The organism is Terrimonas rubra (assembly GCF_042686025.1).
Taxonomy (GTDB): Bacteria; Bacteroidota; Bacteroidia; order Chitinophagales; family Chitinophagaceae; genus Terrimonas; species Terrimonas rubra.
Window position 1 is genome coordinate 1,535,571 of sequence record NZ_JBHUOZ010000003.1, and the last position, 13,645, is coordinate 1,549,215.

Annotated in this window: 14 protein-coding genes; 10 read left to right on the plus strand and 4 right to left on the minus strand. The window is 42.5% G+C overall.

Translation table 11 applies throughout. The annotated features are described in order from the left end of the window. Positions 1-91: 91 nt before the first annotated feature. Positions 92-691, minus strand: a complete 600-nt coding sequence (locus tag ACFS6H_RS15585; RefSeq protein WP_386100887.1) for a riboflavin synthase — start codon at positions 689-691, stop codon at positions 92-94. Positions 692-804: 113 nt separating this feature from the next. Between ACFS6H_RS15585 and rpsU the strand changes: the two genes are divergently transcribed. The 3 genes from rpsU (at position 805) to ACFS6H_RS15600 (ending at position 2,737) form a co-directional block, all read left to right on the plus strand. After that, positions 805-1,002 carry a 30S ribosomal protein S21 gene (gene rpsU / locus ACFS6H_RS15590; protein ID WP_386100889.1) on the plus strand — a complete coding sequence of 66 codons (198 nt, stop codon included), beginning with the start codon at positions 805-807 and terminating at the stop codon, positions 1,000-1,002. A gap of 80 nt (positions 1,003-1,082) precedes the next feature. Beyond that, on the plus strand, positions 1,083-1,994 hold the full coding sequence (locus ACFS6H_RS15595; RefSeq protein WP_386100892.1) for a tyrosine-type recombinase/integrase: 912 nt from the start codon (positions 1,083-1,085) through the stop codon (positions 1,992-1,994). A gap of 443 nt (positions 1,995-2,437) precedes the next feature. After that, positions 2,438-2,737: an HPF/RaiA family ribosome-associated protein gene (locus ACFS6H_RS15600; protein ID WP_386100895.1), complete on the plus strand. Its 300-nt coding sequence runs from the start codon at positions 2,438-2,440 to the stop codon at positions 2,735-2,737. Positions 2,738-2,794: 57 nt separating this feature from the next. Here ACFS6H_RS15600 and ACFS6H_RS15605 read toward each other — a convergent pair whose 3' ends face one another. Next, the gene (locus ACFS6H_RS15605; RefSeq protein WP_386100898.1) at positions 2,795-3,313 is read right to left on the minus strand and encodes a hypothetical protein; all 519 of its coding nucleotides are present in this window, start codon (positions 3,311-3,313) and stop codon (positions 2,795-2,797) included. A 130-nt stretch (positions 3,314-3,443) separates the two neighbouring features. On the opposite strand from ACFS6H_RS15605, the gene nhaA reads away from it, so the two are divergent. Further along, positions 3,444-4,616 carry a Na+/H+ antiporter NhaA gene (gene nhaA, locus ACFS6H_RS15610; protein ID WP_386100901.1) on the plus strand — a complete coding sequence of 391 codons (1,173 nt, stop codon included), beginning with the start codon at positions 3,444-3,446 and terminating at the stop codon, positions 4,614-4,616. 61 nt (positions 4,617-4,677) lie between these two features. Here the strand turns inward: nhaA and ACFS6H_RS15615 are convergent, their stop codons facing one another. Further along, entirely contained in the window at positions 4,678-4,899 is a 222-nt protein-coding gene (locus ACFS6H_RS15615; RefSeq protein WP_386100904.1) for a PspC family transcriptional regulator, read from the minus strand. Between the two features lie 195 nt (positions 4,900-5,094). Here ACFS6H_RS15615 and ACFS6H_RS15620 point away from each other — a divergent pair, with 195 nt between their 5' ends. From ACFS6H_RS15620 to ACFS6H_RS15635, 4 genes are all read left to right on the plus strand, one after another. Next, entirely contained in the window at positions 5,095-7,359 is a 2,265-nt protein-coding gene (locus tag ACFS6H_RS15620) for an aconitate hydratase (protein WP_386100907.1), read from the plus strand. Positions 7,360-7,850: 491 nt separating this feature from the next. Next, positions 7,851-8,099: a hypothetical protein gene (locus ACFS6H_RS15625; RefSeq protein ID WP_386100910.1), complete on the plus strand. Its 249-nt coding sequence runs from the start codon at positions 7,851-7,853 to the stop codon at positions 8,097-8,099. A 58-nt stretch (positions 8,100-8,157) separates the two neighbouring features. Then, positions 8,158-9,015: an acyl-CoA thioester hydrolase/BAAT C-terminal domain-containing protein gene (locus ACFS6H_RS15630; RefSeq protein ID WP_386100913.1), complete on the plus strand. Its 858-nt coding sequence runs from the start codon at positions 8,158-8,160 to the stop codon at positions 9,013-9,015. A gap of 3 nt (positions 9,016-9,018) precedes the next feature. Beyond that, on the plus strand, positions 9,019-9,456 hold the full coding sequence (locus ACFS6H_RS15635; RefSeq protein WP_386100916.1) for a DUF1801 domain-containing protein: 438 nt from the start codon (positions 9,019-9,021) through the stop codon (positions 9,454-9,456). Between the two features lie 57 nt (positions 9,457-9,513). On the opposite strand, the gene ACFS6H_RS15640 is transcribed toward ACFS6H_RS15635, so the two are convergent. Then, entirely contained in the window at positions 9,514-11,910 is a 2,397-nt protein-coding gene (locus ACFS6H_RS15640; RefSeq protein WP_386100919.1) for a right-handed parallel beta-helix repeat-containing protein, read from the minus strand. A gap of 188 nt (positions 11,911-12,098) precedes the next feature. Between ACFS6H_RS15640 and ACFS6H_RS15645 the strand changes: the two genes are divergently transcribed. Then, positions 12,099-12,263: a hypothetical protein gene (locus tag ACFS6H_RS15645; protein WP_386100922.1), complete on the plus strand. Its 165-nt coding sequence runs from the start codon at positions 12,099-12,101 to the stop codon at positions 12,261-12,263. 42 nt (positions 12,264-12,305) lie between these two features. Beyond that, a complete protein-coding gene (locus ACFS6H_RS15650) occupies positions 12,306-13,487 on the plus strand; it encodes an acetyl-CoA C-acyltransferase (protein ID WP_386100925.1) in 1,182 nt (393 codons plus the stop codon). The last annotated feature ends 158 nt before the right edge of the window (positions 13,488-13,645 follow it).

A 13,645-nucleotide genomic window follows, 5' to 3' on the forward strand; every position in this document is an offset into this window, starting at 1 on the left:
ATCAGGTTATCCGTTAATCGTTATTGGTTAATTGTAAGTGTTTAAGTAATGATGTTCTCCACATCAAACTTAAAACATTAAACTTTAAACTTTAAACTTTAAACTGCTCCACTTCCTGCCTGCGTAAAAAATACTTTCCAATAACATCAAACTCAATATTTACTTTACTGTTTTCTTTTACCAGGTGAATATTGGTATGCTCAAAGGTATAGGGAATAATGGCCACGGTAAAATGATCAGGGCCAACATTAAAACAGGTAAGGCTGGTACCATTGATACAAACTGAACCTTTTTCAATAATGAGGGAAGCGAACTGCGGGTTGATTGTAAATGTGTATTCCCAGCTGCCATCCAGGGTCTTTACCTGTGTGCATACAGCGGTATCATCTACATGTCCCTGGACAAAATGCCCGTCCAGGCGGCCGTTCATTTGTAAACACCTTTCCAGGTTAACAATATGGCCGGTTTGCCATTGATCGAGATTGGTCTTTAACAGGGTTTCTTTAATAGCGGTAACCTGGTAACTGTTGTTGGTAATAGCTTCTACGGTAAGGCAAACGCCATCGTGACAAAGGCTCTGGTCAATTTTTAATTCCTGTGCCAGGGGGCTGCTGATCCGGAATGTTTTATTAGTGCCGTTCGTGGTAATTTTTTCAACTATGCCGGTGGTTTCTATAATTCCTGTAAACATGTTACAAAGGTGGCATTTCAAATAAATTTTGCCAAAGTTTTTGTATTTGCGGCTGAAATTGTTTTTTTTACTATATTTGCACCCTAAAAACTACCAAAGGAGGTATATAGACTATGCTAATTATTGATTCAAAAGATTGCGAAAACATTGACAAGGCGCTGAAAAAGTACAAAAAGAAGTTTGAAAAATCTAAAACTTTATTACAACTGCGTGAGCGTCAAAGTTTTACCAAACCATCGGTTAAACGTCGTGGTGAGGTTTTAAAAGCGATTTATAAGCAGCAGATTCATAGTGGAAAAATCGACGCTTAATTAGTTTAGGCGTTTTATAACGATAAACTTTTCTAAAGCCGCAACTGAAGTTGCGGCTTTTTTATTCGTATTTTTAATGTATGCAGGTAAATACCGACCCCGATACCCAGGTGCAGGCCTTTATTAATTTTCTGCAATTCGAGAAACGCTACTCGGCCCATACCATACTGGCTTACAGTAAGGACCTGGAGACCTTTTTTGCTTACCTGGACAAAACATATGGCCCCATAAAGCCGGCAGGTATTACCCACAGCTTTATCCGTAGCTGGCTGGCTGAGGGAAAACAAAGCCTTAACTGGGACAGCCGTACCATTAACCGCAAAATATCCACTTTAAAATCCTACTTCAAATACCTGCTGATGCAGGGGCATATCCAACAAAGCCCGATGGCCAAAGTAATAGCCCCCAAAACAGCCAAAAAATTGCCCTCCTTTTTAAAAGAAACGGAAGCTGCTCAGTTGCTGCAGCATGTGGATACGGCTACCGAAAGCTGGAAGACATTGAATGCAAAACTGCTGGTAACCCTTTTTTATGCTACGGGCATGCGCTTAAGTGAACTGATCAACCTGCAGGAAAGCCAGGTAGATAATTCCCGCAGCCAGTTAAAGGTATTGGGCAAGGGGAATAAGGAGAGGATCATACCGGTTACCAAAGAGATCATTACCATGCTGGATGAATATTACCGTTTAAAACGTAAGGAGTTTACCCGCTACGATGCAACGGTGCTGGTAACAGAAAAAGGTAAAAAGCTCTATCCCAAATATGCTTACCTGATAGTGACCCATTATATAGGCCAGGCAAGCACCCTTGATAAGAAAAGCCCGCACGTTTTACGGCATACTTTTGCCACTCATTTATTGAACAACGGGGCCGAGTTAAATGCCGTTAAAGAGCTATTGGGCCACAGCAGCCTGGCTGCCACACAGGTATATACCCATAACACAATTGATAAGCTGAAAGACGTATATAAAAAAGCCCATCCTAAGGCGTAATTGTTGCCAATGCATAGTTTTTCATTATGTTAACCAGCAGCAGTAATACTAATCATCGTCCCTTGCGTCGCACTCTTCAACTGCATATTGCTAATCAACATCGTAATACGCAGCTATCAGGCATCAGATATGAGAAGTTAGACATGGAGTATAAGCTAATCCAAAATCTCAGATCATACTTCTTAGACCTTATATAAAATAAGCTTTCAGACTTCTTCAAAATCCTGAATCGTAAACCTACATCATAAATCAAAAATCAGCCATATACGAGTAGTATTACAGGAAATTTTACAAATAAAAAATTGTCATTTTTTTATTAAAAAATCATGTCTAAATATTTGTTTTCTCAAGCATGGTTTAGTAACTTCATTACAAATGATTGAGGGTTAAAATACTCATTATTAAAGTTCTTTTTTTATTGTTTCATTTTTAAATGTGAAATTATGAACGTAAACATTCAATCAGTACGTTTTGATGCAGATGCAAAGTTGATGGAGTATGTTAACAAAAAATTGCAGAAGTTAGGTACCTTCCACGAACGCATCATTGAAGTAAATGTATTTCTGAAACTAGACAATGTTGTTCACACCATTAAAGACAAAATTGCCGAAATAAGAGTGCATGTTCCGAGACACAATTTTTTTGTTAAATCAACCAGTAAATCCTTTGAAGAGTCTTTTGATACCGCTTTAGACTCGCTGATCAACCAGATAAAAAGAAAGAAAGAAAAGCTCGCCGCATAATATTAAAAAAAGACCTCCACAGAGAGGTCTTTTTTATTTTCAGCCAGTCCAAATTATTTAAAAAGTAAACCTTGCCGATACACCGATAGCCGCCGGCTCAAAAAACACTTCACGCACCAGGTTCAGCTCCGGCTTCCAATCCAGCGATATATTCAGCGGTATGCCCGTAAACTTATAATCAAGCCCTACCACACCCTGTGCGCCTACATTGGGCTCGGTAACATCTTTGTTTTTAGTAGTATGATAATATTTTTCAAAACCCAGGTAAGCGCCACCACCATAAAACCAGTTCAGTCCTTCTACTGCCAATGGATTATGCACCTGGTACAGGGCGCCAAAAGCTATGGGGTCGCCCAATGATACCAGGGCTTCAATAGCCTGGTTCTCCTTAAAAAAATACCGGAATGAAATTGAATTATTAACTACCGCCGGGCTGCTGCTTAAACGTATACCAACAGCCGCCTTATACGGTTTTGCTTCTTTGGGAGGCGGGGCGGGCAGTTCCTCCTGTGCCATTGCCTGCGAGGTAAATATACAGGTGGCCATTACCGTGAGGGCTGACATTATTTTCTTCATAACTGAGTATAATTTTCCCTACAACGTAAACTCCATAAAAAATTGTGATAAAGAAATGCAAAAACTGGAAGGCTTACCTGTTAATGTTTAGCCAAGTAACGCTTTTAAACATAGGTTGTATCTTTACCGCATGGCCAGCTTTATTAACGTACAGGTATTTAAACAGTTCTTCCGATCAGGCTCTGCAAGCGGTATATTGTTAATTACTGCCGTGATCATTTCCTTACTGATCGCCAACACCGGGCTGGCGGAAGGGTTTCAGCATATCCTGGATCATCCGCTGGGTTACCAGAACAACTGGCTGCACCTGGAGTATCCTTTGTTATTATGGATCAACGACGGGTTAATGGCCATATTCTTTTTACTGGTAGGCCTGGAGATAAAAAGAGAACTGGTAGAAGGCGAGTTATCCAATATAAAAAAGGCCAGCCTGCCCATTATTGCCGCATTCGGCGGCGCCATTATCCCGGCTTTAATTTTTATTGCCTTCAATAGTAATACCGTATCAGCAGCAGGATGGGGCATACCCATGGCCACCGATATAGCTTTTGCCTTGGCCATTATTGCTTTACTGGGTAAACGGGTGCCGGCATCCTTAAAAATATTCCTGGCCGCCCTGGCTATTGTGGACGACCTGATAGCCATATTGGTAATAGCTGTTTTTTATACGGCCGAACTTCATTTAATGAACCTGGTTTATGCCGGAGGACTATTGGCATTATTGGTTGTATTTAACAGGACAGGCGTTAAACACCTTGCCTTTTACCTGGTGCCGGGTTTATTTATCTGGTATTTCTTTCATCATTCCGGCATACATGCCACTATTGCCGGTGTGGCGGTTGCTTTTACCTTACCTACCAATGCCGGCAATGATCCTTCGCCCCTGGAAAAACTGGAACATGCTTTATTAAAGCCGGTCAACTTTGTAATTATGCCTTTGTTTGCACTGGCCAATACCAATATCACCATCGAAAGCGGCATGTTTACAGAACTGGGCTCTTCGCTTAGCCTGGGTATTATGGCCGGCCTGTTCATTGGCAAGCCCATTGGCATATTACTCAGCTCCTGGATAGCCGTAAAGGCAGGCATTGCCCGTTTACCCGAAGCGGCAGGCTGGAAACATATTACGGGAGTCGGCATCGTAGGCGGGATCGGCTTTACCATGTCCATCTTTATAGCACTATTATCCTTCCCCGAACAGGTACAACTGCAAAACACAGCCAAGTTTGCCATACTGGTTACTTCGGTAACCGCAGGTGTGGTGGGGTATATATGGTTGAAGAAGACAGGAAAGGGGATTTAAGATCTGTGATCTGAGAAGTGTGATCTAAGATCTAAGACCATACTTCTCAGATCTGACTTCATTACAGGTTGTACCAGGGATTACGTTTCGTAGATTTAATGTAGTTGCGCATATTACGCCAGAAGGCCAGGATCATGTACAGGATAATAGGCGATCCCATGGTTACCAGGGAAGTATAAATAAAAAACTGCCTGATACGGCCGGTTGAAACGCCCATACGGTTGCCAATGGCGGTACATACACCAAAAGCATTCCATTCGACAAAGTTTTTAAACTGGTTCATAAGCCAAAGCTAAATATTTATAACAAAATTGTCAAGTAACTGTAATTTACATTATGTTTTTGTAACTTCGCAGCCTTGTTAAGATACCGGTTGTACATTGGCTTTTTGCATGAACAATTTCATACCTAGCTTTGTTATTATCAATGTATTAGCTATTTGTCCTCCGACAAATTAAACGTTTTTCAAATCCACATTATGGCATTCGATTTCGACTTGATCCAGAAACACTATTCCCAACTTCCCGAACGGGTAGCTGCTGCCCGTAAATTACTTGGTAGACCCCTTACGCTTACTGAGAAGATACTGTATTCCCACTTATGGGATGGTAAAGCGACTACTATTTTTGAGCGTGGTAAGAGTTATGTGGATTTTGCGCCGGATCGTGTGGCCATGCAGGATGCAACAGCCCAGATGGCTTTATTACAGTTTATGCAGGCGGGCAGGGCTAAGGTAGCCGTTCCCAGTACTGTACACTGTGATCACCTGATACAGGCGAAGGAAAACAGTACGGTTGACCTTAACCGCGCCGTACAGGAAAGCAAGGAAGTATATGACTTTTTAGCCTCTGTATCCAATAAATATGGCATCGGTTTCTGGAAGCCGGGTGCCGGTATCATTCACCAGGTAGTGTTGGAAAACTACGCTTTCCCCGGTGGTATGATGATCGGAACAGATAGCCATACCGTAAATGCAGGTGGCTTAGGCATGGTAGCGATTGGTGTAGGTGGTGCAGATGCCTGTGATGTAATGGCAGGCTTGCCCTGGGAATTGAAATTCCCTAAACTGATCGGTGTAAAACTAACCGGTAAATTAAGCGGCTGGACTGCTCCTAAAGACGTTATTTTAAAAGTTGCCGGTATTTTAACTGTAAAAGGCGGTACCGGTGCTATTGTTGAATATTTTGGCGAAGGTGCCACCAGCATGAGCTGTACCGGTAAAGGCACTATCTGTAACATGGGTGCTGAAATTGGTGCTACCACTTCTACCTTTGGTTACGACGAAAGCATGAGCCGCTATTTAACGGCCACTAACCGTGCCGATATTGCTGCTGCTGCAGACCTGGTAAAAGAGCACCTGACCGGTGATGCCGAAGTATACGCTGAGCCTGAAAAATACTTTGACCAGGTTATTGAAATTAACCTGTCTGAGCTGGAACCACACCTGAATGGTCCTTTCACACCCGATCTGGCTACACCTATTTCAAAAATGAAAGAGGAAGCTGTTAAAAACGGCTGGCCTTTAAAAGTGGAAGTAGGTCTGATCGGTAGCTGTACCAACTCTTCATATGAAGATATCAGCCGTGCCGAAAGCCTGGCCAAACAGGTAGCTGCTAAAAAATTGAAGACCAAGGCTGAATTTACCATTACCCCGGGTTCAGAGCTGGTTCGTTATACTATTGAAAAAGATGGCTTCCTGAAAACCTTTGACCAGATCGGTGCCAAGGTATTTGCCAACGCCTGCGGTCCCTGTATTGGTATGTGGGACAGGGTAGGTGCTGATAAGCAGGAAAAGAACACCATCGTTCACTCTTTCAACCGCAACTTTGCCAAACGTGCTGATGGTAACCCTAATACCTATGCATTTGTTGGTTCACCCGAAATAGTAACCGCTTTGGCCATTGCCGGTGACTTAGGATTTAATCCTTTGACCGATACCCTGACCAACGAAGATGGCGAACAGGTTAAGTTAGACGCTCCTACAGGTTATGAATTACCTCCAAAAGGTTTTGATGTGGATGATCCGGGTTACCAGGCGCCTGCAGAAGACGGCAGCAGCGTAACCGTGGCAGTTAGTCCTGATTCAAACAGGTTGCAGTTACTGGAACCATTCCCGGCCTGGGAAGGTACCGACCTGAAAGGGTTGAAATTACTGATCAAAGCAAAAGGCAAGTGTACCACTGACCATATTTCTATGGCTGGTCCATGGTTGAAGTTTCGTGGTCACCTGGATAATATTTCCAACAACATGTTAATTGGTGCGGTTAACTTCTACAACGAAAAAACCGATAAAATTAAAAACCAGTTAACCGGTGAATATGGCCCGGTACCAGCTACCCAACGTGCTTATAAAGCAGCAGGTATTGGCTCCATTGTAGTAGGTGATGAGAACTATGGTGAAGGTAGTAGCCGTGAACACGCAGCTATGGAGCCTCGTCACTTAGGTGTACGTGCCGTACTGGTAAAATCATTTGCCCGTATACACGAAACCAACCTGAAAAAACAGGGTATGCTGGCTTTGACCTTTGCTAACAAGGAAGATTATGATAAGATCCAGGAAGATGACACGATTGATATCAATGGTTTAACCAGTTTTGAAGCAGGCAAACCATTAGAAATCGTATTACATCACAGCAACGGAACCAGCGAAACTATCCTGGTGAACCATACTTATAATGATCAGCAGATCAGCTGGTTTAAAGAAGGTGCGGCCCTGAATATTATCCGCAAGCAATTTGCTTAATACTATTTGAACTGATAATTTTATAAACCCTTTCGCCTTGCGGAAGGGTTTTTTATTTTGATATTGAAAACGAACAGCATCACCAGTGCAGATAAAAAGCCTAACTTTAATTACTCAATTAAACCTGAGCCTGACAATTCTTAACAAGCCATATAAATACAACGATTATCGAACACCAGGATATATTATTCCGGCACTTTGAGCAATACATTAAATTAAGTGAGGAGCTTAAGCAGGCTTTAGCCGAAAGGATAAGTTATGTTGAATTTAAAAAGGGAGAACTGGTACATGATGCGGACAGGGTATGCACCAGGTCTTATTTCATTAAAAAGGGGCTTTTCAGGGCTTACTTTTTAAAAGACGGGAAAGAGATCAGTGAATACTTCCCGGCCGAAAATGAATGGTCTAACTCCCCAAAAAGCTTTATCACCAGGCAAAAAGATATTTACTATATCGATGCCATTGAAAACACGGAAGCATTCTGTCTGAAGGTGAATGATCTGGTTTACCTGTTTGACCATTTTCCCGAGATGGAACGTTATTCCCGCTTATCCATGGGTACTGTTTTCGGACATTTAATGGAGCGTATCGCTTCATTACGTTTTACAACAGCTAAAGAAAAATACGATCATTTTTTACAAACCTACCATGATATTCACCACCGCATACCGTTGGGTATGGTAGCTTCCTACCTGGGAATAGCACAGGAAACACTAAGCCGCCTTAGAGCCGAAAGATGAGTTTTTGATCCAGGTCAAAACTTTAGTCGTTCATAATGAGCAATTTTAAATAAAAAATATGCGCTTATTAAAAATGTGCTGGTTGTCCTTGTTATGCTTATGCCTCCTGTTATCAGTAACCGCATTTTCGCAGGATACTTTACAGGTAAAGAACGTGGAAGCCATCTTGTATACGGGTAAAAATAAACAACAGCCGTTGGTTGTAGGGTTGGGTGGTTCAGAAGGCGGGAACGCCTGGGCCGGTAGTTACTGGAAAAACACAAGAGATTCTTTCCTGGCAAAAGGATATGCTTTCCTTGCCATTGGTTATTTCGGCTGCAAAGGAACACCTGCCTTACTGAATAAGATCGCTGTTGATGATGTATATAACGCTATAACCGAAGCCAAAAAACATAAACAGATAAACCCGGAAAAGATCGCGGTGATCGGTGGTTCAAGAGGAGCCGACCTGGCTTTATTATTGGGCAGTTATTATAAAGATATTTCCTGTGTAGTGGGTATGTCGTCCAGCCACGCAGTTTTCCCGGGTCATACCCAGGAGTTTACTACTTCCTGCTGGACTTATGGCGGTAAAGAATTACCCTTTATCCCGGTAAATGAAGAAGCAGTTCCTTTTTTGATGAAAGGAGACCTGCATGGAACCTTTACTGCTATGTTAAAAGACTCCATTGCGGAACAAAACGCCCTTATCCAGGTGGAGAAGATCACTGGTGCTATTCTTTTACTTTCGGCTACCAACGATGAAATAATACCGGCAGTAAGTATGGGAAACAAAATGACAGCACGTTTAAAAGCCAGCCGTTTTATTTATCCCTACGAACATGTAATTTATGAAGGTTCACATACCGAACCTACCCGGCATTTTGATAAGGTATTTGACTTTTTAGCCAGACATTTCATAAAAGATAAACCTTAGCCAATGAAAAAAGCAAGAGCCATACATCCTGATTTTCTGGAATTGCTGCATTTGAAAGAGCAGCCGCTTATTGATCTCTTCACCGGTTTAAGAACTTATATCATTGGGCTATATCCTGACTGCAATGAGTTAGTGTATCATACACATGCATTAACGGCAGTATTCTCCATTTCCGATAAATTAGCCGATGCATTTTGCATGATACCAATTTACACCAACCATCTTAATTTAGGATTTAATAAAGGAACGCTTTTAAAAGATCCACATCAATTGCTTACGGGAACCGGTAACCTGATACGGCATATTGATATAAAAAAAACAACTGACTACAACAATGCAAAAGTAAAAGCCCTGGTAGAAGAAGCTATTCATTTTGCGATTAAAGATATGGATAAACCCAGTCGTTCGCAGGGAGCTACCATATCAAAAATAAAACGCTAAAAACAAAGAGACCGTTTCTTAATTGAAACGGTCTCTGGTTTATAACATGAATGGTACTTATTTCGTTAAGAGGGTCAGTTGCATCTCCTGCTGATTACGGATAATGCGAAGCGTGATATGCCCTGTCCAGTTCAGTGATTGATAATTGTCCAGCAATTGTTTTATATCCTCAACGGGTTTACCTTCTACCAAACGAATTACGTCCCTTGCCTGTAAGCCGGATTTCTCTAACAGGCTGTTCTTTTGACCTGTACTCATTACAATTACTCCTTTTTCATCTGGCAGGCCATACGCCGAACGATCACCCAGGCCGTCAACAGATTTTATCATACCGCCTAAAAAAGCTACCTGGGCTGATTTATCTGAAAGTCCTGCATCAGTAAGCAGAACAGGGAAGGAAGGTTGCTGCGCCAGTTTTTTGAGAGCCGGTTTTTGAACTCCGAAAGTTTTCATATCAAAGTTTTTAAAGCCCGTTTTAAATACATCACTGCCCGGCAGTACCGTATAATCGCCTTTTGCAGGATCGGCAAATTTCACAGTACCGTACAAACTATGCTGATCTGTTCCATTGGCCTGCGCGTTTTGAAGCGACGCGGCATCAGGAAAGAAATTATAATCGATACTGTCGCCCCAGTCTTTGATCTGTATCGGCGCATATTTCTTCATCACAATGTTTCGCTTAAACCGGTCGCCGCTGTTATTGAACCATACATGCGGATGAAAAGTATTGTTGACCATGATATTGTTTTCAACAATGCGGTAAAAACCTTCCCGCAATTTTATGCCGCCGTTTAAACAAAGGTTATTATAAATATAGTAATTGGATGAGCCGTCATCCAGGTCAATATCCCAGCCATGATCGCAGCGGAACCGGTTATTCCGGATGATCGTTTGTTTTTGCGCATCCAATAGTATTAATTCCGGATGAGCAGCAGCAAGGCTATCCATATACTTTCTGCCGGGAGCCCAGAAACGATCACGTCCCCAGGAATTAAAAGACCCATGATCCCCGGTTTCTCTAACCGTATTAAAAACATCATTATATTCCAGTATATGTCCGCCAAAACTGCCATCGCCAATATTAATACCGGCCCTGGAAGTATTATAAATACTGTTATGGCTCACGGTTATGCCGGAAGCTACCTGGATCTGTACGCCGGTAGCCTGTTTTTCCATAATACCTACATTGTGCAGCAAATTATTATCCACCACACATTCCTGCGGGAAATTGTTACCGGCTGGTCCTGGTGTTTTATCCAGCTGGTTATAAGGTACAAAGTTTTCGTATCCATGTACTCCTGACCTTACGGCTTTGGTATCGCCAATGAAACAAACGGCATTTGCTCCTATATTATACACATGACAACCACTCACTGTGTCCAAACGATTATAATTACTGAAGAAGATGGCATTGCCACCTATACCTTCAAAAATACAATCCTGTATCGTACAGTTCTCCGTACCATCCAGCAGTACAGCACCGCCCCGGTATATGGTCCAGTCGCTGCGTAACAGCGGTTCACGGGTATCCATGAAACTGCGTTCATTATGTGCGAACCGTACACCGGATATTTTAATACGCTTTAAAGGAAGATCCGCACTGCCTGTTAACTCAATACTGTTCTTATGCCTTGATACTTCTACCAGCATTTTATGAATATCAATGCCTTTGGGAGGGTAATAGTATAACATTGATTTCTGTTTGTCCAGCCACCATTCGCCGGGTGCATCCAGCTCTTCAAATATATTTTCTACAAACCTGAATTCTTTATGCATGGTATTGGGGCGGTTATTCTGCCATCCGCCCTCCAGTGTTAATTTACCGGATGCATCTGCGCCTTTAATAAGATAATGAAAGCCGCCCCACTCATAGGCATGGATCGCATGTACATAACCGCCAACCGGGTTGCTCCATCCTTTTACTTTTTCGGGAGCAATGGCATCAGCAGCCGTGCCGTTAAATACCCTGGCTGATGAATCATAGTTGGGATAACGGGCCAGGGGTTGCAGTTGCCGGTTGATATATAAACTTTCAAAATTTATTCCCTTTGGTACATTAGCTACATAGATCCCGTTTTTCCAGGGCTTCCATTGCAGTGCCAGAGACTGACCTGCGCTGACTGTCACCATTTCCTTTTTATATGCACGGATATGCAGCGATGCAGCTGAAAAGCTACCGGCTTCCAGCCTGATCGTCCGGTCAAGGTAATAAGTCCCCCCACGCATTTCGATAATGATATCAGCACCTTTTTTTGATGCAGCTTCTTTTACGGCCCGGTCGAGGGTTTTAAACGGTTGCTGTAAAGAACCTTTGTTCTTATCGCTGCCATTGAGGGAGACATAGATAAATTGCTGGCCAATAACATGCAGGGAGAAAATAAGTAACGCGAGGTGCAGAACACAATACTTTAATAATGATTTCCGGTTTAAACAGATCATGAGGTGTTTTTTCATATTGATGGGCAATGGTTGAAATTATAACATCTTACGCTATTTTATATATTCCTTCCTCAATTATTTATTAATTGTACGTGTTGTATTTTATGTTGGTCTTTGTTAGTTAAACCCTGGTGATGACATTTATCACCCGTTTACGATGTAATGGTATCGTTCTTTTCCGCTAAACCAAACGAACTGTTACAATGAAAAAAACTGTTTTCATCAGGCTGACTTTATTATTGCTGACCATCCTGCTTACCCAATCGCCGGAAGCCAGTAACAACAGCAATAAATTGTTAAAAGATGAGATTAAAGCCGGCAGCTGGCCGGTATTTGCCGGTGTACGTTCTACCGCATTAGAGTTATAACTAACAATCGTTATCTTTGCACTTCTATAATCAAGAAGCTATATGAAAGAAGTGTATATTATTGCTGCTGTCCGTACGCCCATAGGCAGTTTTGGCGGTTCATTAAAGTCATTAACGGCCACACAACTGGGCGCTGCGGCTATCAAGGGTGCCCTGGAGAAAGCCGGTGTGGATGCGGCTTTGGTAAATGATGTATTGATGGGCTGTGTGATACAGGCTAATTTAGGACAGGCCCCGGCCAGGCAGGCAGCTAAATTTGCCGGTCTGCCCGATGAGGTGAACTGTACCACGGTAAATAAAGTATGTGCCAGCGGTATGAAGGCGATTGCACAGGCTGCTCAATCCATTTTACTGGGCGATGCCGATATTGTAATAGCCGGCGGTATGGAAAGCATGAGCAATATTCCCTTTTATGCCGACAGCATGCGCTGGGGCAATAAATATGGTAATGCCACTTTTATTGACGGCCTGGTAAAAGATGGTTTAACCGATGTATATGATGGTAAAGCCATGGGCTTTGCCGGTGAATTATGTGCCAGGGAATGTGGTATTACCCGTGAAGAACAGGATAATTTTGCCATTAACAGCTATAAACGTTCGCAGGCGGCCTGGGAAAAAGGGTTGTTTGATAATGAAGTGATACCGGTATCTATACCACAGCGTAAAGGCGACCCGGTAGTATTTGCCAAAGACGAAGAGCCTTACAATGTAAAGTTTGATAAGATAAGTACATTACCTGCCGCCTTTGAAAAAGGCGGTACCGTTACCGCAGCTAATGCCTCTACCTTAAATGATGGTGCGGCAGCCCTGGTATTGATGAGTAAAGAGAAAGCAGAAGCATTAGGTTTAAAACCCATTGCCAAAATATTATCCTACGCTGATGCCGAACAGGCGCCGGAATGGTTTACCACTGCACCGGCATTAGCCGTACCCAAGGCGGTTAAAAAGGCCGGTTTGCAGATGAGTGATATCAACTACTGGGAATTGAACGAAGCTTTTTCTGTGGTAGGTATTGAAAACTCCAGGAGAATGCAGCTGGATCCTGAAAAAGTGAATGTACACGGCGGGGCCGTTTCCCTGGGTCATCCTTTGGGTTGCAGCGGCGCCAGGATCGTAGTTACCCTGATCAATGTACTGAAAGCCAATAACGCACGGTATGGTGCAGCCGGCATTTGTAATGGTGGAGGAGGAGCCAGCGCTATGGTGATTGAGAATGTGCAGTAAGAGCAGTATATAGATTTTAGATAAGAGTATTTAGATGAAGAGATGAGGGTTGCCTCATCTCTTTTTTTATCGCAGGTAAAATATTACTGTTATATAATAACTAAAATGTTTTGCCCCATTGGGAATGTATAAAACATTGCCTATCTTAAACAATATTA

Bases quoted from the DNA above. Each gene is read 5' to 3' on its own strand.
- ACFS6H_RS15600 (WP_386100895.1), top strand. From the start codon at position 2,438: ATGAACGTAAACATTCAATCAGTACGTTTTGATGCAGATGCAAAGTTG.
- rpsU (WP_386100889.1), top strand. From the start codon at position 805: ATGCTAATTATTGATTCAAAAGATTGCGAAAACATTGACAAGGCGCTG.
- ACFS6H_RS15620 (WP_386100907.1), top strand. From the start codon at position 5,095: ATGGCATTCGATTTCGACTTGATCCAGAAACACTATTCCCAACTTCCC.
- ACFS6H_RS15595 (WP_386100892.1), top strand. From the start codon at position 1,083: ATGCAGGTAAATACCGACCCCGATACCCAGGTGCAGGCCTTTATTAAT.
- ACFS6H_RS15650 (WP_386100925.1), top strand. From the start codon at position 12,306: ATGAAAGAAGTGTATATTATTGCTGCTGTCCGTACGCCCATAGGCAGT.
- ACFS6H_RS15640 (WP_386100919.1), bottom strand. From the start codon at position 11,910: ATGAAAAAACACCTCATGATCTGTTTAAACCGGAAATCATTATTAAAG.
- ACFS6H_RS15605 (WP_386100898.1), bottom strand. From the start codon at position 3,313: ATGAAGAAAATAATGTCAGCCCTCACGGTAATGGCCACCTGTATATTT.
- ACFS6H_RS15585 (WP_386100887.1), bottom strand. From the start codon at position 691: ATGTTTACAGGAATTATAGAAACCACCGGCATAGTTGAAAAAATTACC.
- nhaA (WP_386100901.1), top strand. From the start codon at position 3,444: ATGGCCAGCTTTATTAACGTACAGGTATTTAAACAGTTCTTCCGATCA.
- ACFS6H_RS15630 (WP_386100913.1), top strand. From the start codon at position 8,158: ATGCGCTTATTAAAAATGTGCTGGTTGTCCTTGTTATGCTTATGCCTC.
- ACFS6H_RS15615 (WP_386100904.1), bottom strand. From the start codon at position 4,899: ATGAACCAGTTTAAAAACTTTGTCGAATGGAATGCTTTTGGTGTATGT.
- ACFS6H_RS15645 (WP_386100922.1), top strand. From the start codon at position 12,099: ATGAAAAAAACTGTTTTCATCAGGCTGACTTTATTATTGCTGACCATC.
- ACFS6H_RS15635 (WP_386100916.1), top strand. From the start codon at position 9,019: ATGAAAAAAGCAAGAGCCATACATCCTGATTTTCTGGAATTGCTGCAT.